Source organism: Arthrobacter sp. Ms25, assembly GCF_059090365.1.
This window is the reverse complement of sequence record NZ_JBNHFP010000003.1, coordinates 568,880-595,088: the sequence shown is the minus strand read 5'-3', so window position 1 is coordinate 595,088 and position 26,209 is coordinate 568,880. Positions and strand designations below refer to the sequence as shown.

Annotated in this window: 23 protein-coding genes; 8 read left to right on the top strand and 15 right to left on the bottom strand. The window is 64.9% G+C overall.

The window, feature by feature from the left end:
* Window positions 1-2 precede the first annotated feature (2 nt).
* Window positions 3-1,100 (top strand): phosphotransferase family protein, encoded by a 1,098-nt coding sequence (locus AC5RT8_RS11005; protein ID WP_494095743.1) that lies wholly within the window; start codon window positions 3-5, stop codon window positions 1,098-1,100.
* 1 nt (window position 1,101) lies between these two features.
* Here AC5RT8_RS11005 and AC5RT8_RS11000 read toward each other — a convergent pair whose 3' ends face one another.
* The 3 genes from AC5RT8_RS11000 to AC5RT8_RS10990 form a co-directional block, all read right to left on the bottom strand.
* Window positions 1,102-2,139, bottom strand: coding sequence for an NAD(P)-dependent alcohol dehydrogenase (locus AC5RT8_RS11000; RefSeq protein WP_494095742.1), 1,038 nt, complete (start codon window positions 2,137-2,139; stop codon window positions 1,102-1,104).
* Window positions 2,140-2,376: 237 nt separating this feature from the next.
* The gene (locus tag AC5RT8_RS10995; protein WP_494095741.1) at window positions 2,377-2,478 is read right to left on the bottom strand and encodes an MFS transporter small subunit; all 102 of its coding nucleotides are present in this window, start codon (window positions 2,476-2,478) and stop codon (window positions 2,377-2,379) included.
* Window positions 2,471-3,877 (bottom strand): OFA family MFS transporter, encoded by a 1,407-nt coding sequence (locus AC5RT8_RS10990; protein ID WP_494095740.1) that lies wholly within the window; start codon window positions 3,875-3,877, stop codon window positions 2,471-2,473. Before AC5RT8_RS10990 ends, AC5RT8_RS10995 begins: the two co-directional genes overlap by 8 nt.
* 303 nt (window positions 3,878-4,180) lie before the next feature.
* On the opposite strand from AC5RT8_RS10990, the gene AC5RT8_RS10985 reads away from it, so the two are divergent.
* Entirely contained in the window at window positions 4,181-5,989 is a 1,809-nt protein-coding gene (locus tag AC5RT8_RS10985; RefSeq protein WP_494095739.1) for a hypothetical protein, read from the top strand.
* A gap of 106 nt (window positions 5,990-6,095) precedes the next feature.
* Here the strand turns inward: AC5RT8_RS10985 and AC5RT8_RS10980 are convergent, their stop codons facing one another.
* The 4 genes from AC5RT8_RS10980 to AC5RT8_RS10965 form a co-directional block, all read right to left on the bottom strand.
* Window positions 6,096-6,851, bottom strand: a complete 756-nt coding sequence (locus AC5RT8_RS10980) for an IclR family transcriptional regulator (RefSeq protein ID WP_494095738.1) — start codon at window positions 6,849-6,851, stop codon at window positions 6,096-6,098.
* A 79-nt stretch (window positions 6,852-6,930) separates the two neighbouring features.
* Window positions 6,931-7,572 (bottom strand): dihydrofolate reductase family protein, encoded by a 642-nt coding sequence (locus tag AC5RT8_RS10975; RefSeq protein ID WP_494095737.1) that lies wholly within the window; start codon window positions 7,570-7,572, stop codon window positions 6,931-6,933.
* A 91-nt stretch (window positions 7,573-7,663) separates the two neighbouring features.
* Window positions 7,664-8,212 (bottom strand): acyl-CoA thioesterase, encoded by a 549-nt coding sequence (locus AC5RT8_RS10970; RefSeq protein WP_494095736.1) that lies wholly within the window; start codon window positions 8,210-8,212, stop codon window positions 7,664-7,666.
* Window positions 8,213-8,319: 107 nt separating this feature from the next.
* Window positions 8,320-9,408: an NAD(P)-dependent alcohol dehydrogenase gene (locus tag AC5RT8_RS10965; protein WP_494095735.1), complete on the bottom strand. Its 1,089-nt coding sequence runs from the start codon at window positions 9,406-9,408 to the stop codon at window positions 8,320-8,322.
* 141 nt (window positions 9,409-9,549) lie between these two features.
* Here AC5RT8_RS10965 and AC5RT8_RS10960 point away from each other — a divergent pair, with 141 nt between their 5' ends.
* Window positions 9,550-9,846: an EthD family reductase gene (locus AC5RT8_RS10960; RefSeq protein WP_494095734.1), complete on the top strand. Its 297-nt coding sequence runs from the start codon at window positions 9,550-9,552 to the stop codon at window positions 9,844-9,846.
* A gap of 10 nt (window positions 9,847-9,856) precedes the next feature.
* Here AC5RT8_RS10960 and AC5RT8_RS10955 read toward each other — a convergent pair whose 3' ends face one another.
* The 8 genes from AC5RT8_RS10955 to AC5RT8_RS10920 all read right to left on the bottom strand — a co-directional run bounded on the left by AC5RT8_RS10955 (window position 9,857) and on the right by AC5RT8_RS10920 (window position 16,425).
* A complete protein-coding gene (locus AC5RT8_RS10955) occupies window positions 9,857-10,543 on the bottom strand; it encodes a DUF6308 family protein (RefSeq protein ID WP_494095733.1) in 687 nt (228 codons plus the stop codon).
* Window positions 10,544-10,553: 10 nt separating this feature from the next.
* Window positions 10,554-11,555: a glycine betaine ABC transporter substrate-binding protein gene (locus AC5RT8_RS10950; RefSeq protein WP_494095732.1), complete on the bottom strand. Its 1,002-nt coding sequence runs from the start codon at window positions 11,553-11,555 to the stop codon at window positions 10,554-10,556.
* Window positions 11,555-12,337, bottom strand: a complete 783-nt coding sequence (locus tag AC5RT8_RS10945; RefSeq protein WP_494095731.1) for an ABC transporter permease — start codon at window positions 12,335-12,337, stop codon at window positions 11,555-11,557. The genes AC5RT8_RS10950 and AC5RT8_RS10945 overlap by 1 nt, the downstream gene beginning before the upstream one ends.
* Window positions 12,334-13,614: an ATP-binding cassette domain-containing protein gene (locus AC5RT8_RS10940; RefSeq protein ID WP_494095730.1), complete on the bottom strand. Its 1,281-nt coding sequence runs from the start codon at window positions 13,612-13,614 to the stop codon at window positions 12,334-12,336. The genes AC5RT8_RS10945 and AC5RT8_RS10940 overlap by 4 nt, the downstream gene beginning before the upstream one ends.
* Window positions 13,607-14,248: an ABC transporter permease gene (locus AC5RT8_RS10935; RefSeq protein WP_494095729.1), complete on the bottom strand. Its 642-nt coding sequence runs from the start codon at window positions 14,246-14,248 to the stop codon at window positions 13,607-13,609. The genes AC5RT8_RS10940 and AC5RT8_RS10935 overlap by 8 nt, the downstream gene beginning before the upstream one ends.
* Window positions 14,249-14,889: 641 nt before the next feature.
* On the bottom strand, window positions 14,890-15,561 hold the full coding sequence (locus tag AC5RT8_RS10930) for a DUF6308 family protein (protein WP_494095728.1): 672 nt from the start codon (window positions 15,559-15,561) through the stop codon (window positions 14,890-14,892).
* Between the two features lie 106 nt (window positions 15,562-15,667).
* Complete coding sequence (locus AC5RT8_RS10925) at window positions 15,668-16,231, bottom strand: DUF4352 domain-containing protein (RefSeq protein WP_494095727.1); 564 nt, start codon at window positions 16,229-16,231, stop codon at window positions 15,668-15,670.
* A gap of 44 nt (window positions 16,232-16,275) precedes the next feature.
* Window positions 16,276-16,425 (bottom strand): hypothetical protein, encoded by a 150-nt coding sequence (locus AC5RT8_RS10920; protein ID WP_494095726.1) that lies wholly within the window; start codon window positions 16,423-16,425, stop codon window positions 16,276-16,278.
* Between the two features lie 586 nt (window positions 16,426-17,011).
* On the opposite strand from AC5RT8_RS10920, the gene AC5RT8_RS10915 reads away from it, so the two are divergent.
* The 5 genes from AC5RT8_RS10915 to AC5RT8_RS10895 are packed head-to-tail and all read left to right on the top strand — an operon-like array spanning window position 17,012 to window position 26,126.
* Window positions 17,012-19,063 carry a helix-turn-helix transcriptional regulator gene (locus AC5RT8_RS10915; RefSeq protein ID WP_494095725.1) on the top strand — a complete coding sequence of 684 codons (2,052 nt, stop codon included), beginning with the start codon at window positions 17,012-17,014 and terminating at the stop codon, window positions 19,061-19,063.
* Window positions 19,063-20,676 (top strand): class I SAM-dependent DNA methyltransferase, encoded by a 1,614-nt coding sequence (locus AC5RT8_RS10910; protein ID WP_494095724.1) that lies wholly within the window; start codon window positions 19,063-19,065, stop codon window positions 20,674-20,676. Before AC5RT8_RS10915 ends, AC5RT8_RS10910 begins: the two co-directional genes overlap by 1 nt.
* Window positions 20,676-21,845 (top strand): restriction endonuclease subunit S, encoded by a 1,170-nt coding sequence (locus tag AC5RT8_RS10905; RefSeq protein ID WP_494095723.1) that lies wholly within the window; start codon window positions 20,676-20,678, stop codon window positions 21,843-21,845. Before AC5RT8_RS10910 ends, AC5RT8_RS10905 begins: the two co-directional genes overlap by 1 nt.
* Window positions 21,846-21,895: 50 nt before the next feature.
* A complete protein-coding gene (locus AC5RT8_RS10900) occupies window positions 21,896-22,939 on the top strand; it encodes a 5'-nucleotidase (protein ID WP_494095722.1) in 1,044 nt (347 codons plus the stop codon).
* Complete coding sequence (locus tag AC5RT8_RS10895) at window positions 22,932-26,126, top strand: type I restriction endonuclease subunit R (protein ID WP_494095721.1); 3,195 nt, start codon at window positions 22,932-22,934, stop codon at window positions 26,124-26,126. Before AC5RT8_RS10900 ends, AC5RT8_RS10895 begins: the two co-directional genes overlap by 8 nt.
* The last annotated feature ends 83 nt before the right edge of the window (window positions 26,127-26,209 follow it).

The following is a 26,209-nucleotide window of genomic DNA, read 5'->3' as shown; positions in this document are numbered from 1 at the left end:
CCATGCATTCCATCCCCGACGGCAGCGAAGTCGTTGCCACCCGTTCCGACGCCGTGGCGCTGGACTCCGCGCCGCTGCTGATCCTGGACGAGGTTACTGCGTTCTTCGACGCGCACGGCCTGGGCTCGGGGCCGCTGTCCTGGACGCAGATCGGGGACGGGCAGTCCAACATCACCTACCGGATCCGGCGTGGGAACGAGGACTTTGTGCTGCGCCGCGGGCCGCGTCCGCCGCTGCCGCGTTCCACCCACGACATGGTCCGTGAGGCGCGGATCCAGCAGCTGCTGCGCGTGCAGGGGGTGCCGGTGCCGGAAATCCTCGCCGTCTGCGAAGACGAATCGGTGCTCGGGGTGCCGTTCTATGTCATGGGCTTCCTCGACGGGCTGGTCATCACCAACACCATTCCGCCCGCGCTGTCCTCCGCCGAGGACCGCCGGGCCACAAGCGCCGCCGTCGTTGACGCCCTGGTCCGCATCCACTCAGTGGACGTCAGCGGCGGGGACCTTGCCTCCTTCGGCAGGCCGGAGGGTTACCTGCAGCGCCAGGTCGCCCGGTTCTCCGGGCTGTGGGAAGTCAACACCATGCGCAACCTGCCCGAGGTGGCGCGGATCGGCGGCTGGCTGGCGGACAACGTGCCGCACAGCCAGGCCGCAGCGGTGCTGCACGGGGATTACCGGCCCGGGAACCTGATGTTTGCCCCCTCCTCCCCCGCCCGGGTGGTTGCCGTCCTGGACTGGGAGATGTCCGCCGTCGGGGATCCGCTCGCCGATCTCGGCTACCTCACGGCCACCTACTCCGAGCCGGGCAGCACGTCGACACCCCTGGAACTGACCGGAGTAACCCGCAACCCGGGCTATTACACACGTGCCGACATCATCGAGGCGTACCGCCAGCGGATGGATCTCGATCTCGATGCCCTGCCCTGGTACCAGGCCCTGGCGCTGTGGAAGGCGTCGATTTTCTGCGAGGCCATCTACACCCGTTGGCTCAAGGGCGAACGCCCCAACGACAGGACCTTCGCCCCGTCGCTGGAGGCCGGCGTGCCGCAGCTGCTGCGTTCCGCCGCGGAATTCGCCGGGCTTGCCCCGGCGCCGCTGTAGGTTACGGAACGACGACGGCGCGACCGAGCAGCTCGTTGTTCTTCAACTTCTCGTAGGCCGCCGGCGCCTCGTCCAGGCTGAAGACTTCGGTGTGCACGTTGATGCCTTCACTCCGGGCAAGGTCCAGCACCTCGAACAACTCCGGCCGTGAGCCCCAGTATGGCGCGCGAATGGAGGTTTCCCAGGCCGCGGTGGCGTTCAGGCCCACCGGCAGGGTGCCGGCTCCGACACCCACCAGCACCTGGTCGCCCTGCGCTCCCAGCATCGCCTGGCCCAGGTCCAGGGTGGCCTGAATGGTCACGAAGTCGAAAACGGCATCCACGCCCCTGCCGCCGGTCAGGTCCCGGACCACGGCCGCGGCCCCCTGCTCGGAGGGAAAGGCGTAGTGGGCGCCGACGTCCGTGGCCAGGTTCAGCTTCGCCTCGTCGATGTCCAGCGCCACCACGGTGGCTGCGGTCATGGCCCGCAGGATCTGCACGGCCACGTGCCCCAGCCCGCCCACGCCAATGACCACGGCGGTGGCACCGGAGTGCAGCTTCTCCAACGAGCCCTTGATCGCGTGGTACGGGGTGAGCCCGGCGTCGGTCAGGGACACGTTCCGCACCGGGTCCAGGTCCCCGAGCGGGAGCAAATGCCGGGGGCTGTCCACAATGAGGTATTCAGCCATGGCCCCGGGTGCGCCGAGGCCGGGCGGGACAATGCCGAGCTTCGCCGCATTGCGGCAGTAGTTCTCCCGGCCGCTGGAGCACTCATAGCAGATCCCGCACCCCCACGGGCCGTAGACGGCCATGGAGGTGCCTTCCTCCACGTACTGCACCCCGTCGCCCACCTTGTCCACCACCCCGGCGCCCTCATGCCCCAGGGTCAGGGGCAGCCCGTAGCTGTAAACCTCCTCCGGCAGGCCCATGATGAATTCGTCGGAGTGGCAGACACCGGCGGCGGTGACCTTCAGCCGCACCTGTCCGGGCCCGGGCTCCGGGGTGTCGATCTCCACCACTTCGGGCGGCTGGCCGATGGTGCGGTACTGAAGAGCCTTCATGGGACACTCCCTACTCTTCCCGCACCGGCAGAGATCCGCCGCGGTGCGGGTGGACATATTTTGTCTTCTAAGCGTTGCACCCGTGCCCCGGATTCACAGCCCTTCAGCGGCAGGCAGCCTGCGGCGGAAGGATTTAAAACACTTCGGGCCGGCAGCGGGTGTCTTCCACACCCGCTGCCGGCCCGTTGTATTCCGTTCGGCTAGACAGCGTTTAGCTTCACGGTGCTATCCGGTTATTTATCCGAAGAGTGCCGAAGCCTTGGTCAGGGTCTGAAAGATCCCGTAGGCCAGCGGAGCTCCCACCAGCACCCAGCTCGCAGTCAGTTTTGCCTTAGTCATTAGCGTTCTCCGTTACGGTAGCGGTCTGTTCCGGAGCCGCAGGTGACTCCGGCTCGTGGTAGCGGGATGCCACCGGTGTCACCAGCAGGTTGGCGATGAAGCCCACCACCAGCAGGCCCACCATGGTCAAGAGCGCAGGCTGGTAGGCCCCGGCCGTGAGTTCACCGGGGGTGCCCTGGGAATCCAGGAACGAGTTGACGATCAGCGGTCCGGCAATGCCGGCGGCAGACCATGCCGTGAGCAGTCGGCCGTGGATCGCGCCGACCTGGTAGGTGCCGAAGAGATCCCGCAGGTAGGCCGGTGCCGTAGCGAATCCGCCTCCGTAGAAGGAGATGATGATGAACGCCAAAGCCACATAGAGGAAGGTGGAACCGCCGCCGAACAGGGACAGCAGGATGTACAAGGCGGCACCGAGGCCGAGGTAGATCATGTAGATGCGCTTGCGGCCCACCAGGTCCGACGTGGCCGACCAGACGAAACGCCCGCCCATGTTTCCAATGGACAGCAGGCCCACAAACCCGCCGGCAACGGCGGCAGAGACCAGGGAGACGCCGTCGGGCTGGCGGAAGAAGTCCTGGATCATCGGGGCAGCCTGCTCCAGGATGCCGATGCCGGCGGTGACGTTGCAGAAGAGCACAACCCAGACCAGCCAGAACTGCTTTGTCTTGATGGCGTTGGCCGCGGAGACGTTGTTGGTGGTGACCATGGCCTTGGCCTTGACCTTGGAGGGGTCGAAGCCTTCGGGCTTCCAGTCCGCTGCCGGCACGCGGATGCTCCACGCTCCGTAAAGCATGTAGACCAGGTACACCAGTCCCAGGGTCAGGAACAGTTTGCCTACGGCGTCACCGCTGGCCACCCAGCCTTCGGTTCCGGACTCCGGATCAAAGAAGCCCAGGAGGGCCGAGGACAGCGGGCTGGCGACCAGCGCACCGCCGCCGAAGCCCATGATGGCCATGCCGGTGGCGAGTCCGGGACGGTCCGGGAACCACTTCATCAGGGTGGAGACCGGGGAAATGTACCCGATGCCCAGGCCGATGCCGCCGATGACGCCGTAGCCCAGGTAGAGCAGCCAGAGCTGTCCGGTAAAGATGCCCAGGGCGCCGATCAGGAAGCCGCCCGCCCAGAACACGGCGGCGACGAACATGGCCTTGCGGGGTCCGTTGCGGTCCACCCAGGTGCCCATGACTGCGGCGGAGAGCCCGAGCATCACAATGGCAATCGAGAAAATTACGCCGATCTGCGTGAGGCTGGCGTCGAAGTACTCCACCAGAGCCGTCTTGTAAACGCTCGTGGCGTACACCTGGCCAATACACAGGTGAACGGCCAGCGCCGCAGGCGGGATCAGCCATCGGTTAAATCCGGGCGGTGCGATAGTGCGGTCGCGGTCCAGCCAGCTCATTAAAACTCCCTTTATTTACTTTGAATGTGTCTGCATACAACGATGCCCCATATGGGCCGGGTTACACCGGCGACACGCGTCACTGCCCACCGCAACCTACTCATGGGTAACTATTTCTGAAAAACCCTTGCTTTGTTACCGACCGGTAGCTTAGATGTAACCAACATCACACTTTTCCCGGCCGGCGGCGTCTGAATGTGACGCGGATCCGGCCACTTGCACCCGCACAGGCTACGCCCACCGGGGTAACCGTTGCCGCGTAACCGGTCTCAAAGCCGCATGAAAGCAGAAAAAGGATATTCAATGACGAGTTCCACGTCCGGGCGCTCCACTAGCCGCCCGCATACCCTTCTCACCGTACTTCTGGCGTTGTTCCTCATTCTCTTGCTGGCCTTCTTCGTGCTGTTCACGGGCAAGGTTGCCAGCGGGGCGACGGAACTGAGCGACGGCGCCGAGCGCGCGTCCACCGGCGCCGGAGACCTAAAGGACGGCGCCGCCAAGGCGCAGACCGGTGCCAGCGAGTTGTCCGAGGGCACCGAAAAGGTCGACGCCGGCGCCAACACCCTGGCCAAGGGAATCGGCTCGGCAAAGGCAGGGGTGACTACCCTGAAGGAAGGCGCCGCGACACTGGATGAGGGCGCGCAGAAGCTCCTTACCGGCGCGGGGTCTGCCAACGAGGGCGCCAACAAGCTTGCTGCCGGTGCCACCAACGCCCGCACGGGTGCCGGCACACTGACCGCCGGCGCCTACAGCGCCGCGGACGGTGCCAACAAGCTGGCCGCCGGTGCTACCAGTGCGAACGGCGGCGCCCAGGAACTCGTCAGCGGTGCCGACGCAGCGTCGGACGGAGCAAATAAGGTCGCCGCGGGAGCCACCGACGCCAAGAACGGATCTGCCGCCCTTTCCGCCGGTGCCACCCAGCTCTACACAGAGATGAAACCGTTGGCAGACGGTGCTCCCGCCCTCGCCAGTGGCGCCAAGGACGTTGCTGCCGGCATTGGTCAGTTAGCCTCTGGCTCCACGGCGGCGAACCTAGGCGTGCAGGATATGTGGGCCGGGATTCATGCAACCCCTGGTGAAGACGGTGAGACAGCGTACACAAACATCAGCGCCGATTTGCACCCCTACAGCGAAAACGGAAAGTCGGATGCACGTGCCAAACTCGAGTATTTGGCGAGCATCCAGATCGCCCCTGAAGCAAAAGCAGGAATTCTTGAGGCAGCTGCGAAGCTCGAGGGTCTTGAAAAGCTGGTGGCCGCTCTCGACAACGGAATAACCGGTTATGACCCCACAACAGATGGCGCTGTTCCCTATCACGTGAACCCTGATGGGACACCCCAATACGATACCGACGGGCTTCTCTATGGGAACGGTGCCATGGCTCAGGGTCTCGCCAAGCTCAACGATCCGGCAGCTGCGCCGTACCTGGCTACCAAAGCTGGAGAAGCCGCGTTGGGCATCGAACAGCTCTATGCAGGAGCCGAGCAGGTTTCCGTGGGTGCCACGGACCTCAACAAGGGTCTGAAAACCCTCGAAGACGGCGCCGGAGACCTCGCGGTAGGTAACGGTAAGTTGGCCGCAGGCGCTGGAACCCTCGCCACCGGCTTGAACACGCTGAACACCGGTGCCGCCACCCTCGCAGAAGGCAACGGCAAGCTCGCCACCGGCGCAGGAACCCTCGCCACCGGCCTGGACACCCTGGAAACCGGCGCTTACACGCTGGCCGACGGCAACTACAAGATCTACGACGGCACCATCAGCCTCTCCGACGGCACCAGCCGCCTGGTCACCGGCACCGAGTCCCTGGACGAGGGCGTGGTGAAGCTCGACGACGGCGGCAAGACGCTGACCGCCGGCACGAGCGACCTGAAGGAAGGCGCTGAGAAGCTGGCCGCCGGCAACACCGAACTGGCCGAAGGCAGCAAGACCCTGGCCGACGGCAACGGCAAGATCTCCGAAGGCGCGGACACCATGCGGGCCAGCACCACGGCGCTGACCCCGGGCGAAATCTTCACCTCCCCGAAGATCCTGGCCGTGCTCATCCCGCTGCTCCTGCTGCTGGTTCCGATCGGCATGCTCGCCGCCGGCACCCGCCGCGGGAACCAGCACTAAAGCCCGGGCACACCCGAGGAGCATCACCGCACCACATCGCCTCGCATCACTGCAGAAAGGGCAGGTGCCGCACCGCGGCACCTGCCTTTTCCGTCCCCGGGAAGCCCTAGCGGTTCAGTTCGGCGGAAATCTTCTCCACGGCCTCCCTCAGCAACGGCACCGCACGGTCCGCAAACGCCTCGTCCACCCGTGAAACCGGCCCCGAAACGGAAACCGCCGAGGGTGTGGGGGCATCGGGCACGGCCATGGCGAAGCACCGCACCCCGAGTTCCTGTTCCTGCTCGTCCACGGAGTAACCACGGGACCGGATCCGGGCCAGATCCTCCAGGAGCGACTCGACGCTGCCCAGGCTGTGCCCGGTGGGAGTGGGCATTCCTGCCCGTCCCACGATGCTGCGGACCTGTTCATCCGGCAGCTGCGCCAGGATCGCCTTGCCGACGCCGGTGTCATGGGTATGGACCCGCCGGCCGACTTCCGTGAACATCCGCATGGAATGCCGCGACGGTACCTGCGCGATGTAGACCACCATGTCGGCGTCGAGCACCGCCATGTTCGAGGTCTCCCCCAGCTCATTGGCGAGGTGTTTCAGCTGCGGCATGGCCAATGCACCCAATTGCAGGTTGGCGCCTTCACCCAGCCGGATCAGCTTCGGCCCGAGGGCATACCGCCGGTTGGGCAGCTGCCGGGCATACCCCCGGCCCACGAGCGTGCGCAGCAACCGGTGGATGGTGGGCAGCGGCAGGGACGTGGAGGCGGCGAGTTCGCTCAGCGTCACTGCCCCGCCGGCATCGGCAATCAGTTCCAGCAGTTCAAAGACCCGTTCCACTGACTGAACGCCGGATCCGGCGGCCCGTTCAGGCATGATTGCCCCTCCCCGTGAATTGCCCCCATTTTATCGCAGAGCGGAAACATTCTTCCTTATCCGCGCCTCAGGAAGGCCGTCAAAAGGAGATGCCGACTCCGGCTCCTGGGCCGGTTTCGGTACCGGTGGCGGCCGGCAGCGCCGTCGGGTGGAGGGTCACGGAGACGGCCCCGGACCGGGTGGTCAGCGGCTGGGTCATGCTGTAGGCGGCAACCTCGCGGATATCCTCGAAAAGCCGCTTGCCCTGGCCCACCACCACCGGGAAAATGATCAGCCGGTACGCGTCCACCAGCCCCGCGGCTGCCAGCGCCTGCACCAGCTGATAGCTCCCGTGCACCTGGAGTTCGCCGCGGCGCCTGGACTTCAGCCGTTCGACGCCGGCCAGCGGTTCACCTTCGAGCAGCCGGGTGTTGTGCCAGGGGGCGGTGGGCATCGTCGCGGAGACCAGATACTTCGGCAGGGTGTTCAGGGCGGTGGCAATGAAGTCCCCGGGGCGGTCCGCTGCCTCCCAATAGGGCTGCATCATGTCGTACGTGTGGCGGCCCAGCAGCAGGGCATCGGCCATGCCGTACCACTGGGTGACAATCTGCTCCAGGTCCGGATCAGCATGCGGGGCCAGCCAGCCGCCGCCGGTGAAACCGCCCGACGGGTCTTCCTCCCTGCTGCCCGGAGCCTGCATCACGCCGTTCAATGTCAGGAAAGTATTAACCGTCAGCTTCACCGAGCACCCCGTTCCTAGGCCCCTTGCTTCTAGGTTGGGCGCGGGGTGCCGGAGGTGTCAACGGTCCCGCAGAACGGAACGGAGACTGCGCCTAGGCCCAGGTGTGCGGAGCGGGCCGGCGGGTGCTGGGCAGGGCGACTGCGGAACGCCACTCATGGATCCACTCCGGCAGTTCCAGGTCCGCAGGCGGAACGGCACCCACGGCCTCGAAGATCTCCTCGTTGCTTACCGGGCCCTTCTTGGACACCAGGCGGGTGCAGATGACGGCACTGGCGTAGATCTCTCCGTCGGCCACCATGCGCTGCTCGATGTAAATGGCACGCTCATCGAATCCGATGATCCGGGTTTCAATGCTGTACTGCTGATGCAGCTGCAGTGATTTGCGGAAGCTGATGGTTTCGTTGTTCGCTACCGGATTCCAGCCGCGCTTCCTCATGACGTCCCAGACGCCGCTGCGGACCAGCAGGTCGAACCGGCCCAGGTCCATCAGCGAGAAGTACATGCCGTTGTTCAGGTGCATGGCAAAGTCGATGTCCGTCAGCAGGACCTTCATGCGCACCGAGGAGGTGTCGAAGAAATCAAGCTTGGGCCGGCGTCGGGCGCGGAACAGGGTCAGGATGGTGCGCAGAATCAGGTGCATGGCCGCTATATTACCGCTCAGTAACTTACTGTCCAGAGCGGCGCGGCGGTTTCTCGAACCGGACCCCCGTCCGGCGGACGGCGACGCAGCTTTCCCCGCCCTGCACGTCAGCGCCAGGGCTGGACGACGGCCTTCAGCGCGCCGGGTTCGCGGCCGGCGTCGAGCGCTTCCTGCACCTGGCCGAGCCCGAACTGATGGGTGACCAGCACGTCCAGGTCCACCTTGCCCTCTGCGACCAGCGCGATCGCCGTGGGCCAGGTGTTGGCGTAGCGGAAAACGCCGGTGAGCCAGATTTCGCGGTTCTGGATCACGCCGACCGGCAGTTCGACATCCTCGGCGCCCATCCCGACCAGCACCGCCCGTCCGCCGAGGGCCACCGCCCGGATGCCGGCCCGGACCGCACTGGGCGCACCGGAAGCGTCGATGAATGCATCCACCCCCAGACCGTCCACCGGCTGGGAGGCGTGGAGGGTGTGCGTGGCGCCGTGCTCGGCGGCGAAGTCCAGCCGGTCCTGCGCTATGTCGCTGATGTACACCGCGCTGGCTCCGAAGGCACGGGCCACCTGGGCAATTATGAGCCCGATCGGTCCGGCGCCGGCCACCAGCACCCGCTGTCCGGGCCCGACGCCGGCCTTCCGGCAGGCCCAGATACCCACCGACAGCGGTTCCATCAGGGCCGCGGACTCATCCGAGACAGTGTCGGGGACGGCGTGGGCAAAGTCGGATTCGATCGCCACATACTCGGCGAACGCGCCGTCGACCGGCGGGGTGGCGTAGAACGCCATGTCCGGGCAGAGGTTGTAGCGGCCCTGTTTGCACTGTTCGCAGCGGCGGCAGGGTTTCTGGGGTTCGATGGAGACGCGCTGGCCGATCCGGGCCGGATCCACTGCGGCGCCCACCGCGGCAACGGTCCCGGAGGCCTCGTGCCCGAGCACCAGCGGATCCTCCACCACGAACTGTCCGATCCGCCCGTGCCGGAAATAATGCACGTCGCTGCCGCAGACGCCGACGGCGGCCACCCGGACCAGCACCTCGTTCGGTTCCAGCTGCGGCAGCGGCCGTTCATCGACGGACAGCTGGTTGGGGGCGGCGTCGTCGTTGCCGCGGCCGGGAACCGGGACGCGCAGGACCGAGACGCGCATGCTGTCCGGAAGTTCCGGCGTCGGCGCTGAGGCTGGGCTGGTGGAAAGTGACATGGCGGTTCCTCTTGGTCGCGGGTCCGCGGGCATGGGCCCGGCGTACTGAGGACTCTAGCCCGGCACGGGACCGACTGTCCTTAACCGGCGCCGCGCCCCCGCCCCCTGTCCCGCCGCACCCGGCCGCGCTACGTTGTCGGCATGCACACGCTCGTTGTTTTGTTCCGCCAGCCGCGGGACCCCGATGCCTTCCGCCGGCACTACCGCAGCGTGCACCTGCCGCTGGTGCGCAACATTCCCGGCCTCCGCGCCCTGCGGGCCTCCGAGGAACTGAGGTCCTCAGAGGAGCGCCCCCCGTATTTTGCGTTGTTCGAGGCCGATTTCGATAGCGAATCTGCCATGCAGGAGTCCCTGACAACCGCCGAGGGGCAGGCGGCCAACGCCGATATCCCCCGCTTCGCGACCGGCGGCCTGACCGTGTTCACCTACCGGAACTAGGCGCCGCCGTTCACTCGTCGTCGCCCGGAACCGCCCGGAAACCGCGCTGCTTGGCGTCCATCCACAGCACCACGTCCATGACCCGCAGGGTGGAAATCCGTACCGGCAGCGCCGCCCGGGCCTGGACCTCGTCCAGTCGCCGGACCAGTTCCCGGTCCTTCGCGGTCAGCAGCGCGTGCCATTCTTCCCACTGCGTGAGGGACGTGCCGGCCCCGATGCTGCGGGCCACCAGCGAATCCCAGATCGGGATCAGTTTCGGCCGTTTGCGGGCCAGCAGCTTGCTGGTCTTGGTGGGCCCCATTCTCCACTGCCCGCCCTTATACCCGCGGAAGATCTCCCAGAGCAGCCACGCCGGGCTGTCCTTGCCGAGGACATGGATGTATTCGACGTCGGTGACATCCGCCAGCTCCAGGCCCACCGGTATTAGTTCCAGCAGCTCGCCGATTTCCGGTGCCTTGGTTTCAAGGAGCCCAATGACGGCCGGCCCCTTGATCTCCTCGCCCAGCAGGGCCAGCGCCACCAGGTCGTCGGCGGTAATCCGGTGGGCGGTTCCGGGCGAATCCCCGCCCCCGGCCCAGGTGTCGAACCTCGCGCCGGTCCGCACATGCCCGGAGGTCAGCTTCTGCGTGTAATAGCGGTGCAGGAGGCCGGCGGCGTCGCCGACGTGGCCGGCGTCGAGGATTACGGGCAGGTCCACGGTATGCACCTCACTCGGGAGCGGTGATCAGGCCCTTCTCGACCATCCAGTCGAACGCGACGTCGGCGGGCTCCTGGCCCTGGACGTCCACGGCCAGGTTCATCTTGCGCAGCTCCTCGTCCGTAAGCAACGGCGATACCTCCGCAAAGATGTCCGCCAGCACCGGATACTCCTCCAACGCCTTGGTATTGAAGACCGGGGCGGCGTTGTAGGCGGGGAAGTAGGCCCGATCGTCCTCGAGGACGGTCAGCCCCAGCGAGTCGATGCGTCCGTCCGTGGCAAAGACTTCGCCGAAGTTGCACTCCCCGGCGTCGGTGGCCGAGTACACGGCACCGGTGTCGTAAATGCCGATGTTGGCGTCCGGCACCCCGTTCGGGTCGCCGCGGGGAATGCCGTACTTTTCCAGCAGCGGGTTCATGCCGTCGGGACGGGAGTTGAACTCTGCCTCCAGGCAGAACGTGCGCTCCTCCACCGGCAGGTTGGCGATGTCGGAAATACTGTCCACGCCCAGCTCCTCGGCGGCTTCGCTGCGGATCGCCATGGCATAGGTGTTGTTCAATGGTGCCGGGTCGCCCCAGGTGACGCCGTTGGCCAGGTCCGCGTCATGCACGGCCTGCCACTGTTCCTGCTTGTCGGGGATGCCCTCGCTCTGGCCCAGGTAGGCGATCCACCCGGTGCCGGTGTATTCCCAGGTCATGCCTGCCTGCCCGGAGAGGAGCAGCTCCCGAGCGGGCTGGCTGCCGGGAACATTAGTCAGGTCGGTGACATCGAAACCGGCCACTTTCGTGGCCAGCACCGCGATCTTGCCCAGGACGAGCTGTTCGGTGAAGTTCTTGCTCGTGACGGTGAGCTTCGCGTCCTCGGGCAGCCCCTCGACGGGCTGGATCAGCCCGGGGTCCGCTTCCGGTACGTAGGAGGCTGCCGGCTGCAGTCCGCAGCCGGCAAGCAACAGGCCGACGGCGGCGGCTCCTGCGGCGGCGAGCCGCACGCGGATGTTTGGCTGCTTGGTCATCAGAGTCCCTTCGGCCGGGCAATGTGCTCGACCAGGCGGCCGATCCAGTCGACCACCAGCGCCAGCAGCGCCACCAGCAGGGCGCCGGCCACCAGCACCGTTGTCAGGTTCAGGTTCACGCCGGTAGTAATCAGGATCCCCAGCCCGCCGCCGTTGACGAACGTGGCCAGGGTGGCGGTGCCCACCAGAAGCACCAGGGCGGTCCGGACGCCGGAGAGCATCACCGGCACCGCGAGCGGCAGTTCCAGCCGGAACAGCACCTGGGCGTTGCTCATGCCGACGCCGCGGCCGGCCTCGACAATGCGCGGGTCCACCTGCTGCAGGCCGACCATGGTGTTCCGCATGACCGGCAGCAGGGCGTAGACCACCAGGGCGGTGATGGCGGCCCGGAAACCGAAGCCCATCCAGAAGGCCAGCAGCACCAGCAGCCCGATGGCCGGAGCTGCCTGGCCGATGTTGGCCACTGCCATGATCCCGCCGGTGAATCGGCGCATCCGTCCGCGGGTCAGCAGCACGCCCAGCGGGATGGCGATCACCAGCACGATCACCGCGGACACGCCGGTAAGCAGCAGGTGCTGCACCGTGTAGTCCCACAGTGCGGCGGGGGCGAGAGTGGTGCGCTCGGTGACGCTGAGGTCGGCGGTGGTCAGCCAGAGCATCAGGAGCCCGAAGGCCACGGCAATGCCGGCCAGCTGCAGCAGCAGCGGCCGCCACGACGTCGGGCCGGCGCCGCTCTCGGCCTCGACCCGGGCCTGGGCCGCCGTCGTCTGTGCAGTGCTCATCGGGTGCCTTGGCTGGCGGCAGTGGCACCCGCGGCGTCCGGCACCGGAGCCTGCGCCGCAGTGCTGCGCTTGATGACGCCGCTGTTCACGCCCACCGGTGCGCTGGAGGATCCCAGCTGGGCGGCCTCGTTCGCGGCCGTGATGGCTTCCATCACGGTCTGCACGGTGACCATCCCGAGGAACCGGTCGCGCGGCCCGGTCACGAGCGCAGCACCGGTGCTGGAGACCAGCATGGTGTCCAGGGCGTCGTTCAGCGTGGCCTGGTTCCCTATCACGGGAAGCTTGGGATCCACGGCGTCCGTGTGCCGGTCCAGCCGGCTGAGCTGGCGGCGGGAGAGCCACTGGATGGGGCGTTCACGTTCGTCCAGCACCACGGCATTCTGCTCGCCGGCGCCCTGCAGCCGGGAGAGGGTGTCGCTGGCAAGGTCGCCGATGCCGGCGGTGATGGGAGTCATCAGCTCCACCTCGTTCACGCGGGTCAGGGTGAGCTGCTTCAGGCCCGCGCCGGAGCCGATGAAGTTCTCCACGAACTCGTTGGCGGGGTTGGCCAGGATCCGTTCCGGCGAGTCGTACTGCACCAGCTGGGCGCCCTCGTCGAAGATCGCGATCCAGTCCCCCAGCTTCACCGCTTCGTCGAAGTCGTGGGTGACGCAGACGATGGTTTTGTGCAGCTCGGACTGGATGTGGAGCAGTTCGTCCTGCAGTCGCTGGCGGGTGATCGGATCCACGGCGCCGAACGGTTCGTCCATGAGCAGCACGGGCGGATCGGCGGCCAGTGCGCGGGCCACGCCCACGCGCTGCTGCTGTCCGCCGGAGAGCTCCTTCGGGTAGCGGTCCCGGTAGAGCGCCGGGTCCAGGGAGACCAGTTCGAGCAGCTCGTCCACCCGGGCCTGGATGCGGCCCTTGTCCCAGTCCAGCATCTTGGGCACGACGGCGATGTTCGCCGCCACGGTCATGTGCGGGAAGAGCCCGCCGGCCTGGATCACGTAGCCGATCCCGCGGCGCAGCTGGTCGCCGTCAATCCCGGTGACGTCTTCGCCGTTGAGGATGATCCGTCCGCTGGTGGGCTCGATGAGCCGGTTGATCATTTTCAGCGTGGTGGTCTTGCCGCAGCCCGACGGGCCGACCAGCATCACGATGCTGCCCTGCGGAATCTCCATGGTCAGGCCGCCGACTGCCGGTTTGTCCTGCCCGGGGTAGCGCTTGGTGACATCCTCGAGCAGGATGCCGGTGGCGGTGGCTTTGGCGTCGGTTGTGGTGGTGGGAGTCTCAGACACGGATACCTCGCGGGGTTGTGAGCCGGCCGAGGCCGACCAGGAGAAGGTCAAGGATCAGGGCCAGCAGGATGACGCCGACGACGCCGACCACCACGGACTCCAGGGAGTTCGCCCCGCCGAGGCGGGACAGGCCGGTGAAGATGAAGCCGCCCAGGCCGGGGCCGAGGGCGTAGGCCGCAATGGCGGCGATACCCATCACCATCTGGGCCGACACCCGCACGCCGGCGAGGATCACCGGCCAGGCCAGCGGCAGTTCGATGCGCAGCAGCGTGCGCATCCGGCCCATGCCGACGCCGCGGGCAGATTCGACGACGGTCGGGGAGATTCCGGACAGGCCCACCACCGCGTTGCGCAGGATGGGCAGGGTGGCATAGAACGCCACCACGATCACGGCCGGCACCGCACCAAACCCGAAGGGTGCAATGAGCAGGCCGATCAGGGCGAAGGACGGCAGCGTCAGGCCCACTGCGGAGACGCCGTTGGCCACTCCGGTGAGGGTTTTATTGCGGTACACCAGTGACGCGATGACTACGGCAATGACCGTGGCCAGGACCAGGCACTGGACGACTAGGCTGAAGTGCTGCCATCCGGCGAACAGGATCTGCTGATACCGGTCCGCCACGAATTCCCACACATCAAGACCTCATTCACTCTGGTTACGTATGTTCCTTGTTGCCGCCAGCGGTTCGGAATCCAGGCGAAAACTACGAAGCAACCTTACCGTTACCTGCCTCACAAAGCGCCCCGAAATGCTCCAAACGCCAATACCGTGACGCTTTCGCAACGGTTCGGGGCCGGGTTCGGGCCGGGTGCTGAAGGATGCGCGGGGCGGGTGAGGAGGAGTTGCGGGAGGAGTCTGGGGCCTCCGCGCACAGGGGAGGGCCGACGGCGGTGCTTCCATCCAATTCCTTGTTCGCACCGTCTGTACTGAAGACGCTGTCCGGCGGGCTTCCGGGCGGCAGCAGCTGTCCATAGGCGCCGTCCATCGGGCGACGCCGGCACAGTTTCCCACGCAGTGTGACGTTTGGGACTGTTGTTGTCCCGGCGGGAACAGAAGCACCACTGGCTGGGATGTTCTGCCGGAAAAGACGGTTCCACCGCGTTCATCGTGCAGTAGATGTCCCCTCGTCGGTCTCAGGCAGTATCTACTGCACTATGAACGTGCGGTGCGGCGGCGGTTGTGCAGATAACGGGACTTAGCTCCATCCGGTGAGCACATAACAGTAGATGCGTGTTCAGGGCAAAACCGCTTCGCCGCAGCAGCACGCTTCCAAACTAGGCCGCTTGCCGGCCGCGCATCCAGAGGACCACGTCCATGGAGCGGAGCCGGGAAACGGTGTGCGGGAGATTAGCCTGGCGCTGTATCTCATCGAGGTGATGGGCGAGCGCGCAGCCATCCGCTGTAAGCGCCGCGTGCCAATCCGTCCACTGGGTCAGGGAACCCTTCGATTCGGCCTGGTCTTCGACCACCGAGTCCCAAATCGGAATCAGCCGGGGACGCTTGCGGGCCATCAGCTTGCTCGCCCGAGTGGGTCCGATTCCCCACTTCTCCTTCTCCTCCAAATCATTGCCGCGGAGAACGTCCCAGAGCTTCCATGCTGGGCTTTCTTCCCCCAGCACGCCCTTAAATTCATCCTGCTGGAGGTCAGCCAGGTCCAGATCGAAAGGGATCCTGCTCAGCAGCCCCGCAATGTCTACACGCCGCTCGTCCAGAATGCCAATAACCGCCGTCGGCTCAAACGGGACCGAAAGGAACGATGCAGCGAGCATGTCATCGGCTGTGATGGTGTTGACGATGTCGGGTGCGTCTCCCCCTCCGGCCCAAGTGTCGAAGCGGGCTCCGGTGCGGACCTGGCCCTTGGAAAAGGGCTCGGTGTAGTACCGATGGAGGAGCCCGGCGGCTTCACTAGTAGAAATCTCTTCCAGAAGTAACTTCCGAAGCTTCATGGCCGTATCCCCCAATCGTTGGTGGGGACAATGCCCCGCTTTCGTAGATAGTACAGAGAACGTCCCCTCCGAAATGCAGAGGGGACGCTACTCCTAACGTGCTCGGCTAACCGACTTGGATCCGTGCCGCTTCCTGCAGCAGCGGGTCGGTTACGGTGACGGTCGCCGGACCGGGGGCAATATCGAAGACAACGGTCCCCCGAGACTTGTCGCCGACCTGCACCTCACCGGTTCCGAGCTGGTTATCCGCGAACAGGTACGTCTCACCCTTCCGGCCTTCGCCGTCCTTCGCATTGAAATAGAGCGGGTTGGCGGAGGTGACGCCGGACTCGGTTTCCCACAGGACGTCGAGTACCAGGAAGCTCCCATTGACAGCAGCAGGTACGTAGGACTGCGTGCTTGCCGTGTCGGCATGTTCGGCGGAGACGATCGTGATGCGGGCTACGTTGCCGTTGCCCATGTCCGCGGTAAAGGGTACGCCGACGGCGGGGGCGGCAGCGGACGGCGCTCCTTCAGTAGCGGTTGTCTGCCCGCCTTCGGGCGCATTGCCGGCACCCACCCCGGTGCTGGTTTCTGCGGAGCAGGAGGACAGTGCCAAGCCCAGCGCAAGTGCCGCGGCGGGAAGCAGGAGCCGCTTGCGGGTTACGGCTGCTGAGAGGTTTGTACGCATGGTGTTTCCTTTTGTTTGATTGGTTGGAAAGTGGGTGGTTACTGCTACTTGTCCACGATGTTGACGACTACGTTCATGCCGCTGTCCGGGTGATAGCTCCAGGACGCAGAGAAGTCCTCCCACTCGGCGGTTTGCCTTCCGTCAAGAGCTCGGGTGCTGCCCATCTGGCTGCTGACGCTGTCCGGAATCCTCACCCTCGCCGCTCATCGTGAGGCTCTGCCCTTCGTCGCCGAGCTGAATGTACGGATCATCCTCGACCTGGCATTCCGCTACTGCGTATGCGAGGGCAGTGGAAGGTGAGGAGAGATCCAGTTGGGCCAATAGGAGGCCCGCACCGAGTCCAATTAGCAGGCCCGTACCGGCAAACAAGGCATAATTCCGCCGGTTCGGAACTGTTGGGCGGTAACAGGATCCTGTGAAGCTATGGGAAGCGGAGCTGGAGGCGCCGGCGGCATACCCTCCGGAAGACCAAGCCCGGAAAGAGCCTCCGAGCCGGTATATGCTCCGGCCTGGCCAAAGGATTCCTGCGTCATGGTCTTCTTCCTTACTGCGATGGGAACTGCTTGGAGAAGCTGCGGCCGTTCCCCCAACACCTGCAACGGCCGCAGCTTGCGGGAGGCGACCGGTGGCCTCATTCCCGCTCCATCAACGTAGGCCCGGCACTTGGGCAAGTGGGTCTCAATATCCGATAACCCCCCTTATCAGTGATTTTGATCACCGTTACATTTATGGCCGTACTCTGGACCTAACGCACATACCCGACAGCAAAGGAGCCATCACATGACCACGCCGGCCCGGCTCCTCATCTCGCTTTCGGACATCGCGCTTCTGGCCAAGGTCCAGCGGCCCACCGTCTCCATGTGGCGCAGCCGTTTCCGCGGCCAGAACTCGCCGTTCCCCGAACCGGTCGCGTCCAGCAACGGACAGGAACGGTTCGACGCCGGGCAAGTGGCCAACTGGCTGGCCGCAACCGGGCACGGCAACAATCCCGATGCCGAGGCCGACCTCGGCGCCTTCGCCGTCGCCGCCGACCTGCCCCGGGACCGCACGCTGGTCTTCGCCACCCTCACGGCCCTGCTGGCCCTGCGGGTACTGACGGGTGAGCCCCTGGCCGGCAAGGATGCGGACGAGCTTCTGGACCTGGCCGACGAGCAGGACCCTGACGATGAACTGCTCTTTCGGGAACTGGATGCCGCCGGACAGGCACTGGAGCCGCTGGCCCGCTACTCGGAGCTGCTGGTGGAGGGTGCGTTCCACCCTGCTCCGGCTTTCGAGAAGCTGCTGGCGGACCGTTTCCGTCAGGGACTGCGCGCGCATTCCGACGTGGCGCTCAGCGAACAGGGACTGGAATTGGTGGCCGGCATCGCCGTCGAGCTGGCAGCAGCACACCCTGACAGCCCGGTTTTCGCCGACCCATCCAGCGGCAGTAGCGACCTGCTCCTGACGGTGGCCCGTCTCCTGGGCGACGGCAGCGACGCCACCTTGATGGCCGGGGACGACGACGGCGGCTCCGCCCGGCTGGTCCGCCGTCGCCTGCTCGTGCACGGGCTGCCGCAGAAGCGGCTGGCCGTTGAAGAATCGGGGGCCTTCAGCCTGACCGGCTCCGCCGTCCATCTGGCACAGTATCCGTCACCGGGCTCCCCGGACATGGACGCCCTGCAGGTCCTGAACGCCATCGACCACAGCGTGCTGCAAATGGATGACCGGCAGCGCGGCGTTGTGCTGGCTCCGGCCTCAGTGCTGTGCGATGTCTTGCCCAAGGGCGCCCTGCGGGCGGTCCGTTCCGGACTGATCCGTGACGGCCGCGTCCGAGCCATCGTCCGGCTGCCCAAGGGGCTGCTCAAAAGCAAACCCCGGCAGATTTCTGCCATCTGGGTGCTGGGCCCTTCACACCCCAACGTGCCCATCCCGGAACGCTGGACCATGGTCGCGGACCTCACCGGTGAAACCCTCACCCCGGACGTGGTGCAGGACCTGATCAGCGATCTGGCCGCCAGCATGGGCTCCCGGGCAGACATCCGGGCGCATTCCTTCCGGTTCGCGAGACTGATCCTCACCCGCGCCATCCTCCCCGGCGACACCTCACTGGTGACTTCCGCGCACGCCGCACCTCCGCAAAGTGTCACTGCCGGAGCCACGGCTGCGCTCCGGGCTGATGACATCCTGGAAGCACTCAGCACCAATAGTCCGGCAGATACCCTGTTCCGGTACTCGGTGGAACCGGTCACGGAAACACCCGCCCGCCGCCGGCCCCGCGCCCTCGGGGATCTTTTGGCCGAGAAGCGGGTCCGCTACGTGCAGGGAAACCGCATGTACGACGGCGAAACCGGCTCCGGGAGCGGCACACCTGTCCTCGGCGTGCCGGAGCTGCTGGGCGAGCTGCCGCTCGGTTCGCGTCGCGTGGATTTCATGGCCTTCAGCACCCTGCACGAGAACGGCCGGCTCACGGAACCCGGCGACGTCGTGTTCTGCACCGGACCGCGCGCCGCGGCCGTGGTGGACACCCAGGGGTCCGCCGTCGTCGACTATCCGGCCCGGATCCTCCGGATCAACAAGGAACGGGCCGACGGCCTGCTGCCGGAAATGCTCGCCGCGGACATCAACGCCCAGGCCGGCAACCGTGGCCCGTGGAAGCGCTGGCCGGTCCGTCAGGTCCGTGACGATCCCGGCCGGGAGGTGGCCGCGTTCCTGACCGAAATCGAAATGCAGCGCACCCGCGCCCGCGCCCGGCTCGAACAGCTTGAGGAACTCACTACGCTGGTCTTGGACGGCGTAGCCGGAGGAACCCTCACCGTGACAGACATATACGCCGCAATGGAAGGAAACAGCTAGTGCCCCCGAAAACAAAGGTTGCCGCCCTGCCGTCAACCATGAAGGAACTCAAGGACACGCTCTGGAAGGCCGCCGACAAGCTGCGCGGTTCGATGGACGCGTCCCAGTACAAGGACGTGATCCTAGGCCTGGTGTTCCTGAAGTACGTCTCCGACGCGTTCCAGGAACGCCGCAGCCAGATCCGGGCAGAGCTGGAAGCGGACGGCATGAATGATGACCAGATCGCCCAGTTGATCGACGACGTGGACGAGTACACCGGGCGCGGCGTCTTCTGGGTGCCGGCGCGGGCACGCTGGCAGTACCTGGCCGAAAACGCCAAGGGCACCCAGGCCTCCGCTGATGCCCCGGCGAAGTCCATCGGCGAACTGATCGATGACGCGATGACGCTCATCATGGGCGGCAACCCCACCCTGGCCGCCACGCTGCCCACCATCTACAACCGGGACAACGTGGATCAGCGCCGCGTCGGCGAACTGCTGGACCTGCTGAACTCCGCCCGCTTCACCGGCGACGGCGCCAAGAAGGCCCGGGACCTGCTCGGCGAGGTCTACGAATACTTCCTCGAGAAGTTTGCCCGCGCCGAGGGCAAGCGGGGCGGGGAGTTCTACACTCCCGCCGGCGTCGTCCGCGTGCTGGTGGAGGTCCTCGAACCGGACCACGGCCGCGTCTATGACCCGTGCTGCGGCTCCGGCGGCATGTTTGTGCAGACCGAGAAGTTCCTCGAAGCCCATAACAAGGAGGGCTCGGACATCTCGGTTTACGGGCAGGAGCTCAACGAGCGCACCTGGCGGATGGCCAAGATGAACCTTGCCATTCACGGCCTCAACGGCAACCTGGCCTCCCGCTGGGGCGATACCTTTGCCCGGGACCAGCACCCGGAAATGGAAGCCGACTACGTGTTGGCCAACCCGCCGTTCAACATCAAGGACTGGGCCCGCTCTGAGTCCGATCCGCGCTGGAAGTTCGGCGTCCCTCCGGCCAACAACGCCAACTACGCCTGGATCCAGCACATCATTTCCAAGCTCGCCCCCGGCGGCAAGGCCGGCGTGGTCATGGCCAACGGCTCCATGTCCTCCAACTCCGGCGGCGAGGGCCAGATCCGCGCCCAGCTGGTGGAGGCCGATTTGGTCTCCTGCATGATCGCCCTGCCCACCCAGCTGTTCCGCAGCACCGGCATCCCGGTCTGCACCTGGTTCCTCGCCAAGGACAAGACCGCCGGCCCCAACGGTTCCATCGACCGGTCCGGTCAGGTGCTATTCATTGATGCCCGCAATCTGGGCTACATGGTGGACCGCGCCGAGCGCGCCCTGTCGGAGGACGACATCAACAAGATCGCCAACACCTTCCGCGCCTGGCGCGGCAAGTCCTCCGCCGTAGAGGCCGGCCTGGAGTACGACGACGAACCCGGCTTCTGCTATTCGTCCACCTTGGAAGAGATCAAGGCTGCCGACTACGCCCTGACCCCCGGCCGCTACGTCGGTGCTGCCGCAATTGAGGACGACGGCGAGCCGATCGAGGAGAAGATCGAGCGGCTGAAGAAGGAACTGTTCGAGCAGTTCGAGGAATCCGACCGGCTTGCGAAGGCTGTGCGCGAGCAGTTGGGGCGGATCTGATGGAATCCGTCGTTTTCCGGGATCTGTTCTCGGCTCCGTTGCGGAATGGCGTAAGCTACGCGTCTAATCTGCGGGGAACTGGCGTTCCAATGATCAACATGAAGGAGATTTTCGCCTACGACCGCATATCGAATGAGGAGTGCGAGCTCGCGCCGCTTACAGATGCCCAGCGGAAAGATTACTTACTCGAGGACTATGACCTCCTATTCGCTCGTCAATCGCTCACTTACGAAGGTGCAGGAAAGTGCTCTCTAGTCCTTCCCTCGAGAAGTGAAAGGACGTGGGAAAGCCACCTAATCCGAGTTCGTATTGACCAACACCGCGCCTCTCCTGCATACCTCTATTACTACTTCAAATCACCTCAGGGACGCCGAAGTATAGAGACGATTGTCCATCAAGTCGCCGCGGCTGGTATCCGAGGATCCGAGCTTGCGCAGCTGAAGGTGCCACATCCTCCACTGAGCGAGCAGCGGGCGATCGCGGAGGTGCTGGGGGCCCTCGACGACAAGATCGCCGCGAACACCAAGCTCGCCGAAACCGCCATGAAGCTGTCCGAGGACATTTACCGCCACGGCACCGCTCCCTTCATGGAGCGGCCCATGAACGAGGTGCTGACGCCCATTCTGGGCGGAACTCCGGCCAGGGGCCGCACCGAATTCTGGGGTGGTGATGTTCTGTGGGCTTCAGCCAAGGACGTTACCGGTGCAAAGAATGGAGTTATCACAGACACAGAAGAGAAAATTTCCGCCACAGCCGCGTCTCAGACAAAGGCCAAGCCGCTTCCGTCTGGCAGCGTCATCCTGACGGCGCGCGGAACCGTGGGCGCAGTCGCACGTCTTGCTGCGCCGGCGGCTTTCAACCAATCATGCTACGGATTCGTCCCCGGAGACCTCCCCCCCGGGATGCTCTACTTCGGTATTCTCGGAGCGGCGAAGCGGGCCAAATCAATTGCCCATGGGTCTGTATTCGACACAATCACAATGAAGACGTTTGCGCACCTGCAACTCCCGGATGTGCCAGGGCACGAAATTTCTTACTTGGAATCCTTGATCGCTCCCCAGCTGGACCTAGTAGCTGAAACAGTGAAAGAAAGCGAGATCATAGCGGCGACCCGCAACGCCCTGCTTCCGCAGCTGATGTCCGGGAGGCTGCGAGTAAAGGACATTTAGAACCACGTATTCCTTCCAAAAATAATCAACATGAAGAACTTGGGGAAACTATGTCTTACAGTCTCGAAAATCGTCTCGTCATTGGTATCGCATCTAGCGCACTTTTTGACCTTACCGAATCCGATGCTTTCTTTGTACAGCACGGAGAGAAGAAATACCGCGAGTATCAAGACGAGCGAATTGATGACACGCTCAGGCCCGGTGACGCATTCCCCTTCGTAAAAGGACTACTTGAACTCAACGATCTACGCCCCGGAGATCCAGTCGTAGAGGTCATTGTTCTATCCAAGAACGACCCGTCGACCGGGCTCCGACTACTGCGCTCGGTGGAGGCTTACAAGCTGAAGATTTCTCGGGCCGTCTTCACCCAAGGAAAGGCACCTGTCGAATACATCGGGGCATTCGACATGTCACTCTTCCTGTCAGGCAACCGAAAGGACGTGGATGCCGCCACGGCGCTGGGTTTTCCAGCTGGCCATGTTTTGCCGACAACCGCTCAATACGATGAGGACGATCCTGCGCTGAGGGTAGCATTCGATTTTGACAGCGTCCTCGCAGGAGACGAGTCGGAACGGATTTATAAGAAATCAGCGGATCTCGCCGAGTACCAAAGACACGAAACAGAAAATGTTGCACGCCCGCTGAACCCAGGACCGCTCAAAAACTTGCTCGAAGATCTCAACATGATTCAAAACCTTGAGCTAGAGCGTAAAGCTGCTGACCCAGACTATGCTCCAAGACTACGTGTCTCGCTAATTACGGCAAGGAGCGCACCAGCTCATGAACGGGCCGTTCGCAGCCTGCAAGGGTGGGGTGTCGCCGTAAACGATGCCTTCTTCTTGGGAGGTATCCCAAAAACAAAGGTTCTCGAAGTCATGCACCCGCACATCTTCTTCGATGATCAGACAATGCACCTTGAACCGGCATCTTCTTTTGTCGCTGGCGTGCATGTGCCGTTCGGTGTAGCCAACCAGACCATCACGCAACCCTCGCTTTCCAACGGAAGCAAGTCTCTGCATTCTGGGTCCATACCAGACCAACGTGTCGCTGAAACCGAAGCACCAAAGCAAGAAGAGGGTTCATCGAATGACTAAGACGCAGCTGGGGTACTCCGAAGCCGACTGGGAAGGCAGCGCATTGGAGATGCTCGCCGAACCGCTCGGCTGGCTCCCAAAAACAGGCCACGACATCGCACCCGGCACCGGCGAGCGCGACACCTGGGATGAACTGCTCATCCGGCCTCGGCTGCTGGCTGCCCTGCAGAAGTTCAACCCGGCGGTACCCGTCCAGTACCTCAAACAGGCGCTGGCGGAAATCACCGCGCCCAAGTCCGCCGATGCCATTACCGAGAACAAGCGGATCCATGACTACCTCACCGGCGGCTTCCGGCTCACCTACATCGACGCGGACGGCACCGAGGTCAGCCCCACGCTGCGCCTGCTCAGCCACGACCCGGACGAGAACGATTGGCTGGCCGTCAACCAAGTCACCCTCCAGCACGGCGACTACAAACGCCGCTTCGACCTGGTGCTGTACTGCAACGGCATGCCCGTGAGCATCGTCGAGCTGAAGAAGGCCGGCAGCAAGAACGCCGACGTCGCCGCCGCGCACAACCAGCTCGCCACTTACCTGCGCGAATTCCCCATGGCGTTCCGGTTCTGCGTCTTCACGCTCGCCTCCGACGGACTGTTCGCCAAATACGGCACCCCGTTCACCCCGTTTAACCACTTCTCGCCCTGGAACGTGGACGACGACGGCAAGCCCGTCACGCCAGGTGCCCTGCTCGACGGCGAACCAGCCACCGGACTGGATACCGCACTGCTGGGCCTGTACAACCAGGAACGCTTCCTGCAGCTGGTCCACAACTTCACCGCCTTCGACGAGGGTGCCTCCGGTCTGACGAAGCGGATCGCCAAACCCCACCAGTACTTCGCCGTCACCAAGGCCGTTGGCAGCACCGTCCAGGCTGTGGGCAGCAACGGCAAGGCCGGCGTCGTCTGGCACACGCAGGGCTCGGGAAAGTCCATGGAAATGGAGCTCTACACCAACCTGGTGGTCCGCCACCCGAAGCTGCGCAACCCCACCGTCGTCGTCATCACCGACCGCAACGAACTGGACGGGCAGCTGTACGAAACCTTCGTGCAGAGCCAGCTGCTGCCCGAAACCGCACGGCAAGTCCGCAAACGCTCCGAGCTGCGCGAGGAGTTGAGCAGCCGCACCACCGGCGGCATCTACTTCACCACGCTGCAGAAGTTCGGCCGCAGCCAGGCCGAGCGCGACGCCGGCGCCGAGCACCCGCTGCTCTCGGACCGGACCAACATCATTGTGGTGGTGGACGAAGCCCACCGCAGCCACTACGACAACCTGGACGGCTACGCCCGGCACCTGCGTGACGCCCTGCCGCACGCCACCCTGATCGCCTTCACCGGCACCCCCATCTCCTTCGAGGACCGCAACACCCGCGAAGTCTTCGGCGACTACATCGACATCTACGACCTCAACCGGGCAGTCGACGACGGTGCCACCGTCCCCGTGTACTTCGAGCCGCGGCTGATCAAGGTCGGCCTGGCCGACGGCATCACCGAAGAATCCCTGGACGAGGCCGCCGACGAAGCCACCGCCGGGCTGGACGATACCGAGCGGGCACGCATCGAGCAGAGCGTCGCCGTCGTCAACGCCGTCTACGGAGCTCCGGAGCGCATCGCCAAACTTGCGCAGGACCTGGTGGAGCATTGGGAACGGCGCCGGGACCAGATGTGCAAGTTCATCGATGCGCCGGGCAAGGCCATGATCGTGGGCGCCACCCGTGAGATCTGTGCCCGGCTCTACGATGCCATTGTGCAGATCCGACCGGACTGGCACTCGGACGAGCTCGACAAGGGCAAGATCAAAGTGGTGTACTCCGGCACCGCGTCGGATACTCCCCCGGTCTCCAACCATGTGCGTCGCGACTCGATGAACGCCGTGATCAAGGAACGGCTCAAGACCGTGGATGACGAACTTGAACTGGTGATCGTCAAGGACATGATGCTCACCGGCTACGATTCCCCGCCCCTGCACACCCTCTATCTGGACCGGCCGCTGAAGGGCGCCCTGCTGATGCAGACCCTCGCCCGGGTGAACCGCACCTTCCGCGGCAAGGAGGACGGCCTGCTCGTGGCCTACGCCCCGCTGGCGGAAAACCTGGCCGCCGCGCTCAAGGAATACAGCCGGCAGGACGGCAAACAGCAGCCGCTGGGCAAGAACATCGACGAAGCCATCGCACTCACCGAAACCCTGGTGGAGAAGCTGCGGGAGCTGCTTGCCGGGCACAACTGGAAGGCCACGCTGAACAAGGGCGGACCGAAGGCGTTCCTGCACGCCGTGACCGGAGCGGTGAACTACCTACGCGATCCCCACACCCCCGGCAACCAGCCGGAGCCCGACGGCGAAAGCCTCGCCTCCCAGTACCGGCGCTATTCCGGCCAGTTGGCTCGGGCCTGGGCGCTGTGCTCGGGCTCCGAACATCTGTCCGGCCTGCTGCCGGAGATCAAGGTCTACGAGGAAATCCGGGTCTGGATGGCCAAGTGGGACGCGGAGGACCGCCAGTCCCGCGGCGAGCCCGTGCCCGAGGACATCTCCCGGCTGCTCGGTCAGCTGATCGCCACCTCGACGGTCTCCGGCGAGGTGCTGGACATTTACGAGGCAGCCGGCATGCCGAAGCCGTCCCTGGATGACCTGACCCCGGAGTTCATGGCCAAGACCCAGCAGGCCCGGAATCCCCAGCTGGCCATCGAGGCGCTGCGGAAGCTCATCTCGGAGGAAGCCACGCGGACCACGCGGAACAATGCGATCCGGGAACGGGCCTTTTCGGAGCGGATCACCGAGTTGATGAACAAGTACACCAACCAGCAGCTGACCTCCGCCGAGGTCATTGCCGCCCTGGTGGAGCTGGCCAAGGAGGTCTCGCAGGAGAAGGACCGCGGCAAGCAGTTCAATCCGGCGTTGAACGAGGACGAGCTGGCGTTCTACGACGCGGTGTCGCAGAACGAATCTGCCGTGGACGTCCAGGGCGAAGGCGTCCTGGCGAACATCGCCCGCGACTTGGTAAAGGTGATGCGCCGCGACGTCCGGACGGACTGGACCGTGCGCGACGATGTCCGGGCCAAGCTGCGTTCCTCCATCAAACGGCTCCTCGTCCTAAATGGTTACCCGCCGGACAAGCAGCCTGCCGCCATCAAGCTCGTCATGGAGCAGATGGAGTCCATGGCACCGCGGTTTGCGGAGGCGCGGACGGGCTAGGTCCCCCTTCTGAATTCACGGTGGCCCGGCCGTTATGTGCGGGGCCACCGCAGCGATCTGCTCTTTGTTCCTTCCACCTCTCC

Bases quoted from the DNA above. Each gene is read 5' to 3' on its own strand.
- AC5RT8_RS10995 (WP_494095741.1), bottom strand. From the start codon at position 2,478: ATGACTAAGGCAAAACTGACTGCGAGCTGGGTGCTGGTGGGAGCTCCG.
- AC5RT8_RS10980 (WP_494095738.1), bottom strand. From the start codon at position 6,851: ATGCCTGAACGGGCCGCCGGATCCGGCGTTCAGTCAGTGGAACGGGTC.
- AC5RT8_RS10900 (WP_494095722.1), top strand. From the start codon at position 21,896: ATGTCTTACAGTCTCGAAAATCGTCTCGTCATTGGTATCGCATCTAGC.
- AC5RT8_RS10905 (WP_494095723.1), top strand. From the start codon at position 20,676: ATGGAATCCGTCGTTTTCCGGGATCTGTTCTCGGCTCCGTTGCGGAAT.
- AC5RT8_RS10895 (WP_494095721.1), top strand. From the start codon at position 22,932: ATGACTAAGACGCAGCTGGGGTACTCCGAAGCCGACTGGGAAGGCAGC.
- AC5RT8_RS10950 (WP_494095732.1), bottom strand. From the start codon at position 11,555: ATGACCAAGCAGCCAAACATCCGCGTGCGGCTCGCCGCCGCAGGAGCC.
- AC5RT8_RS10925 (WP_494095727.1), bottom strand. From the start codon at position 16,231: ATGCGTACAAACCTCTCAGCAGCCGTAACCCGCAAGCGGCTCCTGCTT.
- AC5RT8_RS10930 (WP_494095728.1), bottom strand. From the start codon at position 15,561: ATGAAGCTTCGGAAGTTACTTCTGGAAGAGATTTCTACTAGTGAAGCC.
- AC5RT8_RS10985 (WP_494095739.1), top strand. From the start codon at position 4,181: ATGACGAGTTCCACGTCCGGGCGCTCCACTAGCCGCCCGCATACCCTT.
- AC5RT8_RS10960 (WP_494095734.1), top strand. From the start codon at position 9,550: ATGCACACGCTCGTTGTTTTGTTCCGCCAGCCGCGGGACCCCGATGCC.
- AC5RT8_RS11005 (WP_494095743.1), top strand. From the start codon at position 3: ATGCATTCCATCCCCGACGGCAGCGAAGTCGTTGCCACCCGTTCCGAC.
- AC5RT8_RS10990 (WP_494095740.1), bottom strand. From the start codon at position 3,877: ATGAGCTGGCTGGACCGCGACCGCACTATCGCACCGCCCGGATTTAAC.
- AC5RT8_RS10915 (WP_494095725.1), top strand. From the start codon at position 17,012: ATGACCACGCCGGCCCGGCTCCTCATCTCGCTTTCGGACATCGCGCTT.
- AC5RT8_RS10970 (WP_494095736.1), bottom strand. From the start codon at position 8,212: ATGCACCTGATTCTGCGCACCATCCTGACCCTGTTCCGCGCCCGACGC.
- AC5RT8_RS10965 (WP_494095735.1), bottom strand. From the start codon at position 9,408: ATGTCACTTTCCACCAGCCCAGCCTCAGCGCCGACGCCGGAACTTCCG.
- AC5RT8_RS10945 (WP_494095731.1), bottom strand. From the start codon at position 12,337: ATGAGCACTGCACAGACGACGGCGGCCCAGGCCCGGGTCGAGGCCGAG.
- AC5RT8_RS11000 (WP_494095742.1), bottom strand. From the start codon at position 2,139: ATGAAGGCTCTTCAGTACCGCACCATCGGCCAGCCGCCCGAAGTGGTG.